Below are 16,610 nucleotides of genomic sequence, written 5' to 3'. Positions count from 1 at the left end.
GCAGAATTCTAGCTGCGGCCAAGAATTGAACGGGAAAGTTCAGCCAATCCGCCTGCATCCAACCGCGCCGAAAGCGCATCTTGCTGCAGCAAGGCCTGAGACAGGTGGGGATGAAATTTTTCAAACAACAGGTTCGGCGCATGCGCGAAGAGATCAACGGCCTTGCCGCTGGCCAGCGCAGAAAGCGTCTCGATCAATGGGGGTGTTGCGTCCTTTCCGAAGACTTCCAGAAAGCCGTCATGCGTCTGGACCGTAAATCCGCTGGCGCGTAGGGCCAAGGCCAGCGTCGTGGTTCGAATCGAGCCCGTTCTGGTCGCGAGCACGGCAGCCTTGTCGCCCAGCTGCGCTATGCGACCGGGATCGAAGCGCAGCTGGATGTAGTGACTGCGGGCTTCCTCGAGCAATTCCAGCGCGGTTGCATCCATGTAGATCGGGTGATGCCTCCTCTCCAAGATATCGAACATGCGTTCAATCACACGGTCATGGATGTTGCCGGGCTCGCCCCCGAAGAGAGGGGGGACGCCGGCCTTTGCCGGTGAGACCATGATGATGCGGTCTCGGTCATGGACTTCCAGGACCAGCCAACGCCGTCCTGAGAATATGAGTAGCATTCCCGGAGCAATCATATTGTCGATCGGCAGCGTGCCCAGTTCCTTTCCACCGGAAATCAGCCGATATTCCTCGGGCGTCTGGAAGACCGCATAGAAGCTATAATGTTCGACCAGCTTTTCGCCCATCGCGCCCAGAAGCAGCAATCCGTCATCAGCCTGTTCGATGAGCGCGGTCTCGGGATGTCCCAACGCGCGGAGCACATCGAGAAAGAGCTGGGTATCGACCTGTCGGAACGGCCCTTTAAGGCAGAGCATTGCGTAGAGTTGTTGCGCGCGCGCACCGCCGCGCTCCGCGATCACGGATAAGATCTGGTGGACGAGTGTGGAGAGGTGCAGCGCGCCGCGCTGTGGCGGTTCGCACCAGCCCTCGAGCAGCAGTTCGATCATCGCGGTGGCTCGCACCAGGCCAAGTCGCAATTGGTCGGAGAAGTTGCTCGCCGGCTCGAGCTTCGCCTCCACGACATATTGCCTGAGAATGGCCGGCTTGCCGAGGCGTCGTCCTGACCGACCCAGCCTTTGACGAAGCGAAGCAACGCTGAAGGGGGCGCCGATCTGCCCGACACAGGTCACCTCGCCAATGTCGATGCCGAGTTCGAGCGTCGAGGTGCAGACCGCCGTGGTAGGAGCGTTGCTGTCCTTAAGGCGCCGTTCGACAAAATCGCGATGTTCTCGGGAGAGGCTCGCATGGTGGGGGTGAAATTCCTGTGGCAGACGCTCATTTTCGCACAATGTCCGCAAGCGATCCGAATAGATTTCGACTGCCTGGCGCGCGCCCGCGAATACCAGGTTATCGCTGCCCCTGAGATGCTCGAAGAGATGGAGAGCGATGGCGTCGGTTGCCGATGGTCGCTCGTCATTCCTGCCACCGGTAACATAGCCGCGCAGCTGGAGTTGCAACTCTGCCGATCCCCCTGCGGCAACCACCTCCTTCACTTCCCCGGGATCATCGGGACGGAGATAGGCCTTTGCCAGCCCCATGTCGCCGAGCGTGGCCGAGAGGCCGACACGGCGGATTGCGCGGTCCAGTGACTGCTCAAGGCGCGCGAGAAGCGAGCGCATCTGAATGCCGCGCTCGCTGTCGAGCACGGAGTGCAGTTCGTCGAGGATCACCGCTCGTGTTGCGCCGAACAGCCGGGGTATCTCAAGTCCGCGGCGAATGAACAGGGCTTCGAGCGATTCCGGCGTGATCAACAGCACGCCTCCGGGCCGCTTGATGGCGCGGGTCTTGACCGAGGATGGTACATCGCCGTGCCATGGGATAACTGGCAGTTCGGTCTCACGGCAGATATCCTCCAGCCGTCGGGCCTGATCGGTGATGAGCGCCTTCAACGGTGCGACGTAGAGAATGTCGAAACCCGATATTTCGCGCGGATCATCGAGCACCTGGGAAAGCAGCGGAAGAAATGCGGCTTCGGTCTTTCCTCCCGCGGTGCTGGCGGCAACGATAAGGTCGGCATCGCCCTCCATGAGCACATGCGTTGCACGTGCCTGGATATCGCGCAGTTCACGCCAGCCCTGCTCGCGAATCCACTTCTGGATCGGCCTGGCAAGCTTGTCGAATGCGGCGCTCACAGGCGGAAGCTGGCAAGCTCATCAGTGTGTGGGACCGTGCCGACAATCTCATCGACATCGCTCATGTCATCGCCGCCATCCTGGGCGATGTCGAGCTTTTCAATGAGGTCGGACCATGCGACGCCAGGATTCTGCTCGAGGACCGCAAGGAGGTTCACAAAGGCGGTGACCGTGTTGCGCGGTGTCCGGAAATAGGCTTCCCCGATCCTGTCCGAGCAATGGACCATGAAGGCTTCCAAGGCGTCGTCTGGCAGCGTCGCGCTGTCGCCCTGCATGACGGCGCGAATATTGGCGAGGAGCACGAACAGGTCTTCAGGCGTCAGGCTCGCAAGGCGGATGACCGGTCCAGAGAGATCCACCAGACCATCGCGGGCAAAGCTATTCTCCGCCAGACGCGATTGCAGGGCATCGTAGCTGTAGAGGCCCCGCCGCGTATTCATGAGGAACTCGGGCGTCCCTCCCATGAGGAAACCGAGATTTTCTGCGCTGCCCTGCAGAACGTCGTTCAGGATGCGCAGGATCTGCTCATAATTGGCATTGCGTGCCTGTGACGAGGTCAATTTGTAGAGGTTGACCATCTCATCGAGGCCGACGAGCAGGCCCTTGTAGCCTGCTTCACAAACGAATGCCGACATCAGCTTCAGGTGATCGTAGACGCTCGCGTCGTCGACGATCGTGCGAACCCCCAGGGCTTTGCGCGCGTCGGTCCTTGTGGTGAACTCACCGCGCAGCCAGCGGATCGCCGCCGACTTCAGCTCCTCATCACCCGTTTCATGACCTTCCCAATAGCGGCGGATAACCTGCGCAAAGTCAAAGCCGCCGGTCAGTTCCTCGAAATGGGCCAGACGCTGACGAATGATTTCCACCGTCGGCTGGTCTTGCGCCTCGGCATCATGCTGGGCCTGGCTGACGAACCGCTCGACGACACTGGCAAGCGCGCCGCCATCAGGCTTGGTTCTCGTGGCGAGATTTCGCGCCATTTCGGCATAGAGGCCCCGCGCCTGCCCGCCGGTCGCATGAATTCTCCGGTCGGGCGCGAGATCGCCAAACATCACGACCAGCCCTTTTTCAAGCGCCACGAGGCGAATAAGATTCATGAAGAAGGTCTTGCCCGACCCATATTCGCCGATGATGAAACGGATCGCGGAACCGCCATCGGCGATCCGGTCCATGTCCTTGACGAGCTCCTCGATCTCACGGGCGCGACCGACCTGGATGTGACGAAGTCCCAGCTTGGGAACGACACCTGCTCGCAATGCCTGGACGATCGTATCACGCTCGCGAGGCTTCAGTTTCGACATCAATTATCCCCCTTTGACATCTCGGCCCGCAACGCTTCCGCGATGTCCTGTGACACATCATAGCCATCATATTCATCGAGCAGGGCTTCATCGAATTTTTCGAACGCCCACTCGTTTATGGCCTCTAGAGCACCCGATGGCAGCAAGCCCTGTTGCCCGGCAATGCCTGCGAACTCTTCTTGAGTCCAATTCCCGCGCTGGACGAGCAGATCGACGAGAGCGGCATGCCTGTGGTCGAGCCCCGCCAGTGCCGATAAAAGCGCGTGTGTGCGAGGCGCATCGTGGTTCGCGTCATCGTCCGCCGCGAAAATTTCGCCCAGCACGTTCGAGACGCGCTCGGTATCGGTCCGGATCGCGGCGATGCGCGCCGCGTCGAGCGATCCCACCCTGGCTTTCGGCTCGGCAGGAATACGTTCGCCCGGGGCTTCCGCTTCGGCTGCCCTGACCCGCACCGGCCCGTCGGGAACCTCGCCGGCATGAAGGTCTGCGTATACGAGCCCAGCATCGATCCCCAACGCCTTGTAGATCTTCTCGATGCAGGCTACCTCCTCGGACTGAATGACGCTGTCAGCGTGGGCGGTCGCGACAACCGCCGCACGAAGCGCGAGGTGGTGCTCGGCGTCAACCTCCTTCAATCTGGTGCGCAGCCACGACATGTCAGGCGGCACCTCCAGATACCATTTCAGATTGGCGTGGAGACGCTTTCTCTCAAGGTCGGTGATGCCCACGGTCGCTTCGACCTTATCCCGCAGCGCCCGCCGTTCCGCTTCGACGATCTTGCTGTCCGAATGCGCGACAAAGGTGGCCAGTGCCAGCTCGAACAATGCCGCCCGATAGGCAGCCGAGACGACTTCCAGCTGCTCGACCGTTTCGGCGAGATCGAAAATGACCACCGGTTCGTCAATCCTGGGCCCGCGCAGCGAGAATCTCGGATCAGGCGCCATGCCGAAGCCTATGCGGGCAAGCGCATCGGCCGCACCGGTCAACTGGCGTTTGCCAAGCTTGTCGGGAGAACTACCCTCCATGCGAGAAACGATCTCTAGGGCCGGGACCAGTCCGCCAGCCGCCACCTGCTCGCGCACCCACTTCTTGAGCTCCTGCAACTCTGCTGAAGGGAACAGCCCCCACAATGCAGCGGGGAGCAGCGCCTGTGCCTCGATCGATCCTCTACCATCGGCATTGCGTCCAAGGTAACGGCTGAACTTGTCCAGCTCGTCCATCGACTCATCCGCTATCTTCTGCGCTTTCTGGATGGGTGAACGCAGATCGGACACGTCAGGGACAGCGACGTCCCTGCCTTCACCCGCCGTGAGATTGACCGAGCAACTGAATTCACTTGATGCCGCACGGTAGTTCATCGCCAGCTGCTTGCGCGGCGTTCGAACCTTCAGGCCATCGGGATAAAGTGCGTCGAACTTCAGCTTGAAGAGCGCCTTGAATTCTTCGCCACAGCGTTCGGCCGGCGTCCGCAGGCGGCGCTCGGGATGACACATAAGCCATAGATGCAGCCATTCAGCGTCGAAGGCTTTACTCTCGGCGATCATCCTGCCGAGCGCGAATTTCAGCGAGAAAGGCAAGTCCCAACTACGGTTGTCGAGGATGGATTGCTTGAGCGCCGGATCATCGAGCGGCATTCCTCCCATCGCCACGATGCGGGCAATGTCGAGAAACTCCCCGAGATATCTCTGCACCGAATAGTTCTGCGCAAAGAGGGCCTTGAGGCGTTCGACTTCGGCCACGATCTCCTTCTTCTCTTCTTCTGGCGGCTGGTCGACCAGAAACCGCCGTTCCAGACCATAGAAGAAAAGAAACATGTAGCCGGGGTTGACAGTCGCATCCCGGCGGCCTCCCTCCAGCCAGTCGAGATAGGTGGCGCGACAGACAGCCGGGATGGTCGAATATCCGGGCCAGTATGACATGCCATCGCCATTCCTATCGGAATCGGACGATGCGACCGATAGGGAGGGGTCAATATAGGCCCGGCATTTCTCGCCATAGCCATGCGAGTTCATCCTGGGCGGCGTCCCCACATAGACCATGCCCTCAAACTCACGCCCTGCGATGGTTATTCTCTCCCCCTGCCGCACCCACCCTTGGAGCTTGACGGCGGAACGCGCCGTACGGCTGGCCGGTTGCGGCACAGCGGGCATAGGTGGCGTCTGGGAACGCGGGTCGGCCCCGAAAAGCTTCTGCCGCAGTTCATCGATACGGGAGGGACGGGCGAGCGCCGGATCGGCTAGCTGGTTCAAGATCGAACCTTCGGCGGACAAGCCTTCCACCTGCTGCGCGGCTGATTGTCCCTCCGCAGCGCGTCTTGGCAATGCGGCTTCTAGCGCTTCCGGGTCGGTGCCGGCACGAACAGGCTCGGATTTCTCGTGCTGAAGCCGATATGCCTGCGGGGTTGCGGACCCGTTGGGACTGCCAGGCTTATCCTGAGCCCCTGACCCAGATAGCCGCGAGGCGCTCGCCTGGACAAGGTCGGCGTACTTTGGATCGACAATCAAGGACGCATCGCCAAAGAGCCGCTCTTTGAGTTCTCGCGTCCTCGACGGTGCGGGATCATCGGATATTGCCGGCTGGTCGGGTAATTTCGACCGGGGCGACGCTGTGCTTACGGTTACCATGCTCGCTTCAACGGCGCCTGATCCGGAAGCCATGGATTGTTCCGTGGCTTCCTGTGACCTTGGAGGGTGCGCGAGAGGGGCGATTTCAGGATATTCCAGGCGCGTGGCCGTTCTTGAATCTCGTGCTTCTCGTTCGCCAGGCCCCAACCGGCGTCGCCGGACGGGGTTATTGCTCGCAGACCTCGTGACATTCTTGGCTGCCCGGCGCTTTTCGTACCAGATTATGAATATGAAAGGTGCGAACAGGATGAAGAGCGCTTCGATCGCGTCAGGGAGGCTGTCTAATAGCGCGGCCGCTATTGTCGCGCTGGCAATAAAGAAAACGACATAAAGTGCGATGATGCGAATGATTTTCCAGATGGTCCCCATGTGGAAGGCTTGCCATTTTGTAGCCCAGAGGTCACGCCGATTTTTGTTCGCTGGATCTAGGCAATGGCGACACGATGGAGTTGCAACATTCACGTGTTTGCGGGCCATCGCCATTTAGCTGGCCCCGTTAGCCTCGGCTCGGACATGGCCTTGCCTCGCGCCCGTCATACCGAGCCATGTCAGCCGGCAAAACGGTTTAAGCGTTGTTTCACGTCATTCGCAGGAAGGCGGCAGCGCGGATGGGCGAAAAGCTGGGTCAGGCCGCCATGCAGCCGGTCGAATTGCACATGGGCGCCATCAGCCAACTGGTCGAAGAGCCATAGAACCCCGTGCATGGCGATCTGTTCGGCAGCTGCCAATTCGCGCAGGATCCCATCGCCGGTGAGCAGCGTCCACGTCCGCGACTCCGCAAGGGCGAAGGCAAACGTATCGGGCACAGAAAGCTTCTGATACTGGCGATTGACGCCGGTAGCGCGTCGCAGCTCGGAGGCCGTGAGCTCCTCGACGCGCAGCCCGAGCACGATTAGCCTGTCTCCAAGTTCCCCCTCCAGTTCACGGACGTAGAGGAGATCGGGCACCGCGAACTCGAACGGCAGCAGGAACATCTCATCGAGAAGGTCCGCGCGTTCGAGGTCGATAATGACCGAAGTGTCAGATACTAGGACCGTCACGGATCAGGCTGCCACCTGATCCAGTCGCCGATCGAGCTCACGCACGGAAATGCCCAGCAGCTCGGCTGCCCGCGACTCTCCGATCACGCCTTCGGCCAGAGCACGATAGCATAGGCGCTCGAACCGACGCGGCTCTTCAAGTTCCGGTCGCATGCTCTCCGGCTCCTCGAAGGGTGCCGTCCGCCAGCCTCGTTCCGCGAAAACCTTGAAGAGGCGGGCGCATGCGGCCTGGTTGATGATACCCAGATCCTTGCAGCGATAAGCCAGGGCCTGGATGCTGACTCCGAACAGCTTCTTGAGGGCCACCAGCTCGCCGATGCTGATCGAGGAGCGATGGGCGCCGACTTCGGCGCGCAAAACATCCGCCGGCATCAGGAACGCACCGGCGAAGCGATGCGCGGCCTTTTCCTCATTCACGCCCCCGGAGGGAGCGATGACCATATGGCCAAGCTCATGCGCCAGATTAAAGCGCTTGCGCTCCGACCAGGAGCTTTGCTTGATGACGATAACGCGCGCCGCATCGCTGCCCTTGCGCCGCACCTTGGCCGCAAGTCCGTCCACGTCATCAAGATCAAGCGACAGCACCTTGATGCCGCGCTCCTCCAGCAACTCGGCCAGATGTGGGATCGGATCGTTGCCGAGCCCCCAGTCGTCCCGAACCGAACGAGCTGCATCTTCGGCATCGCGTATATCGGCCACCGGATGCGGCGCACTTCGAGGCTGCTCCCACTCGACGCTGCGCATCTGGAGCATGTCCTCGACCGCGAGATAGCGTTCAAGCATGTGGATGGCGCGAGCCTCGAGCATGGCTTCCTCGCGGGAGGACGTGCCGACCTTCTTGCGGAAGTCTACACCCTCTAACGACAGCTCGCCCTCGCTCAGCAGATATTCCTCGGAAACCGCCAATGCCCTGGCAAGCGCGATCAGCACGCGAGAACTCGGCATGTCCTCGTTGCGCTCATATTTGCCAATGGCCTGGGCGGACACGACGCCGTCCATCGCATCGGCCAGCGCACGCAGCGACAGGCCGGACGCCGACCTCGCGACCTTGAGCTTGTTTCCGATCATGATGGTCTCCTTCATCGACCCCGCAGGCCGGTTTCCATAAATGCGATATAAATTGAATTTTGTAAACTGAAACCTCTTGAAATGGGCCAAGCTGATCCTAAGTTTTGCTCAATGCTGCGGTGTCCTTGGTTATTGTAAACCGGTGGCGCGGGGGAGCCGGCCTCTGTCCGGTCTGCGATGCCGAGCAGGAAAGGGGTGGGCTATGAGTTTGAGTAACGCGCAACTGCGATATTATGACAGCAACGTCCTGCGCCTGCCGGCGGAGAAGCGGAAGGAATATCATGCGCAGGTCGACCGGCTGATCACGGAGCTGTGCAAGAGCGTCCGCGACAAGACTGAAATCAAAATCACCAAGGTGGTGAAGGCAGGGTCCTTCGCGAAATTCACCATCCTGCGCCGGACGGCGTCGGACCCGGTGGACGTCGATGTGGTGTTCTACATCTCGGACCGTGACGCGACGAAGGAAACCTGTCCGTCGTCAGAACATTTGGCACAACTCGCGGCGTAGATTAGCGGAGTGCGGGCTTCGTCTGGGGGTTGATGTTAGGCGGCGAGTTTGCGGTGTTGCAAGCGCCGATGTTCGATGGTCTGTCGCTTGATCCTTTCACGCTGTTTGATGATGGCTGGTGCCCTGCCGAAGTAGGCGTCGGCGGGCGTCACGTTGTTCAGGCTCTCGTGGTAACGCTGGTTGTTGTAGTGCTCGACGAATGCCTCGATCTGGGTTTCGAGGTCGCCGGGCAGGAAGTAGTTCTCCAGCAGGATGCGGTTTTTGAGGGTCTGGTGCCAGCGTTCGATCTTGCCCTGGGTTTGCGGGTGCAGCGGGGCACCGCGAACATGGCTCATCTTCCGGGCCTCGATGTATTCCGCCAGTTCGCCCGCGATGTAGCTGGGGCCATTGTCCGACAGCAGCCTTGGCTTGTGCAGCACCGTGGCGCTGTCGCAGCCCGATGCGGCCAGTGCCATGTCCAGCGTGTCGGTCACGTCCTCGGCGCGCATGTTGGTGCACAGCTTCCAGGCGATGATGTAGCGTGAGAAGTCGTCGAGCACGGTCGACAGGTACATCCAGCCCCACCCGATAATCTTGAAGTAGGTGAAGTCGGTCTGCCACATCTCGTTCACCCGCGTGGTCTTGGTGTGGAACTGATCGGCGGCCTTGATCACCACATAGGCCGGGCTGGTGATCAGGTCATGGGCCTTCAGAAGGCGGTAAACCGTGGCTTCCGACACGAAGTAACGCCTTTCGTCGGTAAAGCGCACCGCCAGCTCCCGTGGGCTCAGCTCGGACTGCTCCAGCGCCAGTTCGATGATCTGATCATGGATGTCAGGCGGGATCCGGTTCCACACGCGGCTCGGTGCCGATGACCGATCTTCCAACGCCTCCGGTCCGCCTGCAAGGAACCGGTCGTACCAGCGGTAGAACGTCCGGCGTGCGATCCCCAGCTTGTCGAGAGTGAGCTTCGCCGGCAGATGCGACTGCTCGACGATCCGGATGATCTCGAGCTTCTCGGATGCGGGATACCTCATTCGTCGTCGCCCCCATCCGCGATCATGCTTTTTTTGAGCAGACGGTTTTCGAGCGTCAGGTCGGCCACGCATTCCTTCAGGGCACGGGCTTCGCGGCGCAGGTCCTGCACCTCGCCGCTGGTCGCGGCACGAGCCGTGTCACCCGCCAGGCGCCGCTTGCCCGCTTCCATAAACTCCTTCGACCAGGTGTAATACAGGCTCTGTGCAATGCCTTCCTTGCGGCATAGTTCGGCAATGCTGTCTTCGCCGCGCAGCCCATCGAGCACGATGCGGATCTTGTCTTCGGCCGAGAAGTGCCGCCGGGTCTGCCGCCGGATGTCCTTCACCACCCGCTCAGCAGGGGCCTTGGCAGACGATTTTTTCAAGGAGTGTTGGGGCTTCATCTTCGTTCCTTCGTCACTACGACGAAGCCCCAACACTCCTTAAATCACAACCTCAAATCTGTGCCATTGGTGCTGACGGCGGACAAGGTAGACCGTCGCCTGAGACGCGGGCCACCGTTACGCAAAACCTGACCTTCCGCAGCTGGGACTGAAAATTAGGCGCTGAACGGCGAAAAAGGGTCGACAGCAGAGACGGCAATCATAGGCCAATTCAAGATTTTTGTAGGATCGGCGCCAGGTCGCGAAATGCATTGATGACACGCTGGACGTTGGCGACATTCCCGTCCACATTATACGCGATCAATAAGCGGCGCTCAAATGTCAGCGTCTGCAGACCTTCCACCAAGTCATCACGGGGGGATCCGCGATGGAGGAAATCGGCCAACGCTGCGATGCCTTCTTCAATTCTGGTAAGATAGCCATCTGCCGTGGGAATATCAGCTTCCACGCTCACCCATTGGTGAAGTGCAATCAAATCCTCTATCGCCAGTGCCGACAGTTGCACATCACAGGTCATGCCTTGGCGATCGAGGCCCTAACCTGCGCAAATGCCTTGTCGAGCGGCAGGGGGGACGGGGATCAGCCAGGGCTTCCGCAACGCGGACGCGCACCAGTTCATCCAATACAGCCTCTTCGCGATCCAGCGCGCGCAAACCCGCTCGCATCACTTCGCTCATAGAAGCATATCGGCCGGACGCCAGATGGCGCTCGGCATGCAATGACATTTCGCCAAGCGTTACCGTGATTGCCTTCGCAGCCATGCCTACCTCCGCCCCAATATGATTTTATCATATCGCATCTTCAGTGCGGATGCTAGTGGCTGGTCAGCGGCAATGCGCCGGAGTTGGATGCCAGGAACGGGAAAGCGGACCAGCCGCAGCTGGGAGTGAAAATCAGCAGTTGAATGACGGCAAAGGGTCGGCAGCGGATCCGCACGATGGTGGTCTAGTTAGCATCAGATGCCGTCAGTGGCTAATGTCCACCGCTCAGATCCATCGACGCGACGAGTTCTACCACCTCAAATCATAGCTCGTCCATCCCCGCTGGCGTGCCGCGTCAGCGGTCGCCGCTTTCTTGCCAGTCGCCTCTTTGAGCGATTTGCTATGGCCCCAGAAGACCTCGGTCCGGCCGTTTTCGAGCTGCGCGACTATCCGCCAATAATGCGTAAAAGGGGATGCCGTGGGGGGCGATCGTTTTGACGTAGCCGTCGCTCAATGTCGCGGTGAGATAACGCTTTCTGGGCTTCATCGTCTTCAACGGCTCTAGCGCTGCTTCTTCGCCATGGTTGCTGTGAAATCGGGGTCTTTGTTGGCAACCCAGTCGACAAATTTGCGGATGTTGGGGTTGGCCAGCAGCCCCTCCACATCCATCCCGTGGCGCTGGAGTTCCGAATTGGTGAAATTGGCGATCAGCGTCTTCTGGCAGACAGGGTGCATCGGCACGACATCGCGCCCGCCGCGACTCTTGGGCACGGGGTGGTGCCAGATGATGGTTTTGCCGGTGGGCCGGCCACAGAGCCAGCATGAGGGTGCGGCCGCAGGAGCTTCTTCCTCGCCATGATCGTCCTCGTAAGGGCCATGTTTCGAATGCTTTCGGGCCACGCGTTCACCTGTTTTATCTGAATTTCGCCTGTCTATAGTGGTCAGCTTGGCATGACCATACTGGCATCTCTGCCACGACCGATGTGGTTAGCGGACTGTCCGTTGGTGGGGATGGAAAATCTATGGGTGAAGGACCGCAAAGGGTCGATTGAGCACGTCCCCGTTCGACCGTGTCGTCCAGGATGGGCTTTAGAGCACGACGACGGGGATGGCGTCCAATTTCGCAGCGCGTTTGGCGAACTTCCGGTCGAAGGTCAGAAATTCAGTGCATTGGGCGGATCGTGCAAGGTGAAGAGCGTCGGCAAAATCCATTCCATGTTCCATCCAGTCGAGGGCTAATGCCATATGGCCAGGCTCTTCGACCAGCATTCCCGGAAGACCGGCTAGGCCGCGTAACGCGCGAGCAATATCGTCGGGTGCGAAACCATAACCCGCTCGCAGCACCCATTCTGCCTCCAATAGCACTGTTACGCCGAGAAAAATTTCGTTGCCATCAACGATGCTGCGGGCTGCCTTCGCCTGTTTTTCGTCATCGGCAGTCAGCAAGCGGACGACAATGTTGGTATCAATCCCGCGCACGCCGCTTTGCTTCCTCTGATATGACCATATTCATCTCATCGATAGAGAGAGCGGGCTTGGTTGAACGCAGCGAACCAAAGACCGATTCGATATCCGTGGCGGCAAAAACAGGCGCAGCCTTCAGGAGCACGCCCTCATCCGTTTCTTCCACAATTAGCTTGGTGCCCGCTGCCCAATGTTTCTGTTCACGGATCGCCTTGGGCAAGATAACCTGCCCTTTAGTTGAAACCGTGGTGGTGATCCGTTCCTGAACGCCCATGGCGGCCTCCGTGAGTAAGACAGTGGTAAGATAGCATTGGCTGTGGTCTGTGGCAAGGAGCAGCCGGTCCGCACATCGACAGCGAAATTCGGCGGTCGAATGGCGGGCATGGTCGGGTTTCAACGAGGCTGAACGCCGGATCGTGGGACTTTGCGGCCGTTCCTGCGGCGGCGGCTGAGCGGCGGCTTCCGATCAAACCGACGCTCGCGATCCGTAGTGCCCGACGCCGTTAGACGAGCGAGCCAGGCCCAGTTCGGCTCAAACTCACGCTCACTCACATCTCATGCTCCCGCCCGCCGCTAGGCATCTGCAAGCGAATGTCCGGATCCGGGAGGATCTGTGCTGCGAAACCCATGACTGTTCTAAAAGGCGGCCTTATCTGTTCGATGATACCGTCTGGCCCGGAATTTGGCGAAGACATCGAATACGAAGATCGCCAGCGCTCCTACACGTTGCTGCTGGCGAGTCTTCCGATGCTCGACGGGTGGAAGCCGACGGCCGAACCTCAAGATCTCGATACGATCGCGCAGAATCGGATCGGTGCCATGGAACTGGGCGAATATGAGATCGGTCATTCGGTCGAAGGCTGGATAGGCGATCCTGGGCGGAAGCTGCGCGAATATCGCTTCCGCTTCAACAATGCGCGCAAAGCGCTCATCCGCGACGCACTGGTGAGCTTGATAGACGCCATAGATGCGGATGCTCCATCAGGGCCGTGGCAGGGCCAGACCCTGAGCCAGGGATTGGCTTGGATACGGAAATTTGGGACCCGATGCGGGAGCACGTGAAACAGATCGAGGTGCTGCTTGGCTCAAGCGTAAAGCGGCTCAATCGCTGGACCGACATGCGGCGGCATATTCGATTCGGTGGCTTCGCGTTTGATGATCGATTTTCGTCATCAAAGCAACTGGATGTAGGCAAATTGCCTTTTCACGATCATCAAGAATGAAGCTGCCGCAATTTGCACGCCGCTCCACATATCTGGGGCTGAACGACCTGCAAGGATCGTCAGCGGTGGCTCAGCTTCGCGCCAATCTTTGTCCCACGATCGAGATATGAGCCAGCTTGTCGGGATTCCTTACGATGTAGATGGCGCAGATGCGGCCATTGCGTATGTCGAGCGCCGTTGTCTGCACCACACCGCCCCGATCCACACTGAGATAGCCCGGCAAACCGTCGATCCGCGCGGTGCGCAAGAGCGTCGGGGGAGTCGCCTTCTTCCGCCGAAGCCCAGCGAACAGTCGCAACGCGCGGTCGATGCCGTGCACGATATTACGGAAAGCCAGGGCCTTCCCCCCACCATCGGTGTGAATCTCCACATCCCGTGCCAGAATCTCCGAGAGCCGCTCTGTGTCGCCATCGCGCGCGGCGGTGAAGAAGGCGCGAGTGATCCGGTCTGCTTCTGCTGCCTCGACCGTGAACCGTGGGCGGGCGTCCTGCACATGTTTGCGCGCCCGGGACGCAAGTTGACGAACAGCAGCGGGCTCGCGACCAAGCGTGATAGCAACATCTGCCAATGTCACGTCGAACACGTCGTGGAGAAGAAATGCCGCTCGCTCCAGCGGGGAAAGGCGCTCCATGGCGAGCATCAGTGTGACCGTAATATCGTTGGCAATCATCTCATTCGGTTCGTCAGCACCGATCAGCGGATCGGGCAACCACGGCCCGACATACACCTCGCGGCGCGCGCGTGCCGACTTGTGTCGGTCAATGCATAGCCGGGTCACAATCCGCGTCAGATATGTTTTTGGGGAGTCGATCCCTCCCTCTGCCCGTTCCCAGCGCAGCCACGCATCCTGAACGACATCCTCTGCATCACTGATCGAGCCCAGCATGCGGTAGGCCAAGCGCAGCAATCGCTTCTGCTCCGCCTGGAAGTCGGCGGTTCGTTGATCGATCCGCGACATCTTCTGCCCTTCGCTACCGCCGCTGATGCCCACTGACACTGGCGCCTCCTTTATGACGTTGTCCTGGACGATGCAGCCCCCTTGAGTGTGACATAGGCCTGGTCTCGTCCGATCAATATTTCGAAAGCATGTCACACTCCTGGCATCTGCCTCGTCAAGTCGGCGGGCATCGCTGTGCGGCGCCGAAACGAAGGATAGCATCATGAGCAAGAACAATAGGCTGATCTGGCATGAAGTCGCGCCGCAGGGGGCAAAGGCGCTGTTTGGCATTCAACACTATCTCACCACCGGCACAAATCTGCCGGAGGAACTGATGCACCTCGTCTTCCTGCGGGTCTCACAGATTAATGGCTGCGCCCATTGCATCGACCTGCACATGCGAGACCTGCTCAAGACGATGCCGATCGACAAGGCCGCGCTGGTCCCGGTGTGGTCTGAAGTCCCGCACCTGTTTCCCGAGCAATATGGTGCGGCGCTGGCCTGGGCCGAGGAGGTCACGCTCGTCAGCGAAACGCACGCATCCGACGACGCTTATGCGGCTGCGGCGGCGGCGTTCGAGCCTAAGGATCTGGTCGATCTCACCATCGCCATCGCTGCAATGAATGCCTTCAATCGCCTCGGCGCACCGTTCCGCCTGCCTGTGAAGGCCCAGGCCTGAAAACCCTCCGGCGACGGCTCGATCCTGCCTGTCAATCGCGGCGGGGTCGACCATTGAACCCGAGCAGAATTGCGGCCACCAGGAGAGCCGCCGCCAGCGTAAAAGCCAGATGCATTCCGGACGCGATGGCCTGCGGGCTCGCCGCTTTGACATTCAGTCCACCCACGCCGCGCGCAAATACCGCTCCCATGGCCGAGGCTCCCATGACCAGCCCCAGATTGCGCGATAAACCGACAAGCGCGGAGACGACACCCCGTTCAGCAGCATCGGCAGCTGCCATGATCGCGCTGTTGTTGGCGGCCTGGAACAGGGCATAACCCGCGGTGATCGTCATGACGGCGGCCACATAGCCTGCAGTTCCCCAGGAAAGCGGGAGGCAGATCAGGGCGCAGCATCCTGCCAGCAGGGCAAAAAGACCGACGAAACCCACATGATTGCAGCCGAAACGATCGACACATCGTCCGGCAGGAAAGCTTGCGAGTGCCGCCACCAGCGGCCCTGCCGACAGGAAGATGCCCGATATAGCAGGCCCAAGCCCAAGCGCGTCACTCAAGTAGAAAGGGCCGACGATCAGCGTCGTCATCATGACAGACGATACCAAGACGCTTGTTCCAAGGCTGGAGCGGATGACCGGGCTGCGGAACAATCCCAGCCGGATCAGGGGCGATGCCACCCTCCCTTCGACAACAAGGAACATCATAGCTGTCGCTATCGCAGCTGACAGCAGGCCGATGTTGCGCCAGCCAAAATCGCCATGGCCGATCGTAAGCGCCAGGGTACAGGCCGTCAGCGCCACGGTCATCAGCGCCAAGCCAGGCAAGTCGAAGCCCTTGGCGCTGTCTTTTGCTGCCACGCACTTTGCCATCGGCAAGGCGCGATGCAAAAGCAGAAAAGTCAGCAGTCCAATTGGGACGTTCACAAGGAAAATCATGCTGGTGCCCGCCCATCCGATCAGCATGCCGCCCAGGGCTGGGCCCAACGTCGTTCCGGCAGCCGACATGGCGCCCAGCAGTCCCATCGCCCGACCCGTGCGCGCCGCAGGCACAACATCGCCGACAAAAGCCATCGTCAGCGCCATCATGATTGCCGCGCCCCCGCCTTGCACCAGGCGAGCGATGACCAGCACTCCAAATGTCGGGGCCACCGCACAAAATGCCGAAGCCAAGGTGAAGATGGCGATGCCGCCGAGCATGAGCCTGCGTCGCCCGATCATGTCGCCGATGCGTCCGGCGCTCACGACCATGGACGTTACCGTCAACAGATAGCTTAGGACAATCCATTGAGCGGACTGGAAAGATATGCCGAATTCCCGCGATAGATGGGGCAGCGCCATGTTGGTGGCGCTTGTCGCGAGCGAAGGCATCAGCATTGCGAGGGAAAGCCCGGCCAGGGGCCAACCAGCCAGTCCTCCCTCAATCTGAGCGTCCCGTGCGCACTCCAACCTGTCCAGCTTCTCGACCTGCAGCATCTCTTATTGCCCTTG

At 60.1% G+C, this 16,610-nt stretch carries 16 protein-coding genes and 2 pseudogenes; 4 read left to right on the top strand and 14 right to left on the bottom strand.

Annotation, left to right across the window (positions count from 1 at the left end):
• Nucleotides 1-8: 8 nt before the first annotated feature.
• The 5 genes from K426_RS25555 to K426_RS25535 form a co-directional block, all read right to left on the bottom strand.
• A complete protein-coding gene (locus tag K426_RS25555) occupies nucleotides 9-2,183 on the bottom strand; it encodes a DEAD/DEAH box helicase (protein ID WP_021244667.1) in 2,175 nt (724 codons plus the stop codon).
• Entirely contained in the window at nucleotides 2,180-3,484 is a 1,305-nt protein-coding gene (locus tag K426_RS25550; RefSeq protein WP_021244668.1) for an ATP-binding protein, read from the bottom strand. Before K426_RS25550 ends, K426_RS25555 begins: the two co-directional genes overlap by 4 nt.
• A complete protein-coding gene (locus K426_RS25545; RefSeq protein WP_237230196.1) occupies nucleotides 3,484-6,591 on the bottom strand; it encodes a tellurite resistance TerB family protein in 3,108 nt (1,035 codons plus the stop codon). Before K426_RS25545 ends, K426_RS25550 begins: the two co-directional genes overlap by 1 nt.
• Before the next feature lie 65 nt (nucleotides 6,592-6,656).
• Entirely contained in the window at nucleotides 6,657-7,148 is a 492-nt protein-coding gene (locus tag K426_RS25540) for a hypothetical protein (RefSeq protein WP_021244671.1), read from the bottom strand.
• A gap of 3 nt (nucleotides 7,149-7,151) precedes the next feature.
• Entirely contained in the window at nucleotides 7,152-8,216 is a 1,065-nt protein-coding gene (locus tag K426_RS25535; RefSeq protein WP_031290937.1) for a helix-turn-helix domain-containing protein, read from the bottom strand.
• Between the two features lie 202 nt (nucleotides 8,217-8,418).
• Between K426_RS25535 and K426_RS25530 the strand changes: the two are divergent.
• Nucleotides 8,419-8,694, top strand: a pseudogene (locus K426_RS25530) (CBASS oligonucleotide cyclase); the annotation flags it as partial.
• A gap of 65 nt (nucleotides 8,695-8,759) precedes the next feature.
• Here the strand turns inward: K426_RS25530 and K426_RS25525 are convergent.
• From K426_RS25525 to K426_RS25500, 7 genes and pseudogenes are all read right to left on the bottom strand, one after another.
• Nucleotides 8,760-10,123, bottom strand: a protein-coding gene (locus K426_RS25525; protein ID WP_145907759.1) for an IS3 family transposase whose coding sequence is annotated in 2 segments (ribosomal slippage) — nucleotides 8,760-9,775 and nucleotides 9,775-10,123 — 1,365 coding nt in all. Because the reading frame shifts where the segments join, the coding sequence is not laid out codon by codon here.
• Between the two features lie 211 nt (nucleotides 10,124-10,334).
• Entirely contained in the window at nucleotides 10,335-10,640 is a 306-nt protein-coding gene (locus K426_RS25515; RefSeq protein WP_021244680.1) for a type II toxin-antitoxin system RelE/ParE family toxin, read from the bottom strand.
• Nucleotides 10,630-10,848 carry a ribbon-helix-helix domain-containing protein gene (locus tag K426_RS30635; RefSeq protein ID WP_236614749.1) on the bottom strand — a complete coding sequence of 73 codons (219 nt, stop codon included), beginning with the start codon at nucleotides 10,846-10,848 and terminating at the stop codon, nucleotides 10,630-10,632. The genes K426_RS25515 and K426_RS30635 overlap by 11 nt, the downstream gene beginning before the upstream one ends.
• Before the next feature lie 247 nt (nucleotides 10,849-11,095).
• Nucleotides 11,096-11,371: pseudogene (locus K426_RS32700) on the bottom strand (hypothetical protein).
• 14 nt (nucleotides 11,372-11,385) lie between these two features.
• Nucleotides 11,386-11,724 (bottom strand): hypothetical protein, encoded by a 339-nt coding sequence (locus tag K426_RS25510; protein ID WP_021244682.1) that lies wholly within the window; start codon nucleotides 11,722-11,724, stop codon nucleotides 11,386-11,388.
• Between the two features lie 189 nt (nucleotides 11,725-11,913).
• Complete coding sequence (locus K426_RS25505; RefSeq protein ID WP_021244683.1) at nucleotides 11,914-12,303, bottom strand: type II toxin-antitoxin system VapC family toxin; 390 nt, start codon at nucleotides 12,301-12,303, stop codon at nucleotides 11,914-11,916.
• Complete coding sequence (locus K426_RS25500; RefSeq protein ID WP_021244684.1) at nucleotides 12,290-12,562, bottom strand: AbrB/MazE/SpoVT family DNA-binding domain-containing protein; 273 nt, start codon at nucleotides 12,560-12,562, stop codon at nucleotides 12,290-12,292. The genes K426_RS25505 and K426_RS25500 overlap by 14 nt, the downstream gene beginning before the upstream one ends.
• A gap of 317 nt (nucleotides 12,563-12,879) precedes the next feature.
• Between K426_RS25500 and K426_RS25495 the strand changes: the two genes are divergently transcribed.
• The gene (locus K426_RS25495) at nucleotides 12,880-13,350 is read left to right on the top strand and encodes a hypothetical protein (protein WP_145907756.1); all 471 of its coding nucleotides are present in this window, start codon (nucleotides 12,880-12,882) and stop codon (nucleotides 13,348-13,350) included.
• On the top strand, nucleotides 13,347-13,511 hold the full coding sequence (locus K426_RS31910) for a hypothetical protein (RefSeq protein ID WP_158511788.1): 165 nt from the start codon (nucleotides 13,347-13,349) through the stop codon (nucleotides 13,509-13,511). The genes K426_RS25495 and K426_RS31910 overlap by 4 nt, the downstream gene beginning before the upstream one ends.
• A gap of 70 nt (nucleotides 13,512-13,581) precedes the next feature.
• On the opposite strand, the gene K426_RS25490 is transcribed toward K426_RS31910, so the two are convergent.
• On the bottom strand, nucleotides 13,582-14,469 hold the full coding sequence (locus K426_RS25490; protein WP_031290939.1) for a sigma-70 family RNA polymerase sigma factor: 888 nt from the start codon (nucleotides 14,467-14,469) through the stop codon (nucleotides 13,582-13,584).
• Nucleotides 14,470-14,671: 202 nt separating this feature from the next.
• Between K426_RS25490 and K426_RS25485 the strand changes: the two genes are divergently transcribed.
• Nucleotides 14,672-15,127 (top strand): carboxymuconolactone decarboxylase family protein, encoded by a 456-nt coding sequence (locus tag K426_RS25485; protein ID WP_021244688.1) that lies wholly within the window; start codon nucleotides 14,672-14,674, stop codon nucleotides 15,125-15,127.
• Between the two features lie 31 nt (nucleotides 15,128-15,158).
• On the opposite strand, the gene K426_RS25480 is transcribed toward K426_RS25485, so the two are convergent.
• The gene (locus K426_RS25480) at nucleotides 15,159-16,595 is read right to left on the bottom strand and encodes an MFS transporter (RefSeq protein ID WP_021244689.1); all 1,437 of its coding nucleotides are present in this window, start codon (nucleotides 16,593-16,595) and stop codon (nucleotides 15,159-15,161) included.
• Between the last annotated feature and the right edge of the window lie 15 nt (nucleotides 16,596-16,610).

The sequence above is a fragment of the Sphingobium sp. TKS genome (genome assembly GCF_001563265.1).
Lineage (GTDB): Bacteria > Pseudomonadota > Alphaproteobacteria > Sphingomonadales > Sphingomonadaceae > Sphingobium.
The sequence above is the reverse complement of the archived record's forward strand: the minus strand, read 5'-3'. Positions and strand labels throughout refer to the sequence as shown.

Bases quoted from the DNA above. Each gene is read 5' to 3' on its own strand.
- K426_RS25480 (WP_021244689.1), bottom strand. From the start codon at position 16,595: ATGCTGCAGGTCGAGAAGCTGGACAGGTTGGAGTGCGCACGGGACGCT.
- K426_RS25535 (WP_031290937.1), bottom strand. From the start codon at position 8,216: ATGATCGGAAACAAGCTCAAGGTCGCGAGGTCGGCGTCCGGCCTGTCG.
- K426_RS25550 (WP_021244668.1), bottom strand. From the start codon at position 3,484: ATGTCGAAACTGAAGCCTCGCGAGCGTGATACGATCGTCCAGGCATTG.
- K426_RS30635 (WP_236614749.1), bottom strand. From the start codon at position 10,848: ATGTCATTGCATGCCGAGCGCCATCTGGCGTCCGGCCGATATGCTTCT.
- K426_RS25545 (WP_237230196.1), bottom strand. From the start codon at position 6,591: ATGGCGATGGCCCGCAAACACGTGAATGTTGCAACTCCATCGTGTCGC.
- K426_RS25490 (WP_031290939.1), bottom strand. From the start codon at position 14,469: ATGTCGCGGATCGATCAACGAACCGCCGACTTCCAGGCGGAGCAGAAG.
- K426_RS25495 (WP_145907756.1), top strand. From the start codon at position 12,880: ATGTCCGGATCCGGGAGGATCTGTGCTGCGAAACCCATGACTGTTCTA.
- K426_RS25485 (WP_021244688.1), top strand. From the start codon at position 14,672: ATGAGCAAGAACAATAGGCTGATCTGGCATGAAGTCGCGCCGCAGGGG.
- K426_RS25515 (WP_021244680.1), bottom strand. From the start codon at position 10,640: ATGACCTGTGATGTGCAACTGTCGGCACTGGCGATAGAGGATTTGATT.
- K426_RS25500 (WP_021244684.1), bottom strand. From the start codon at position 12,562: ATGGGCGTTCAGGAACGGATCACCACCACGGTTTCAACTAAAGGGCAG.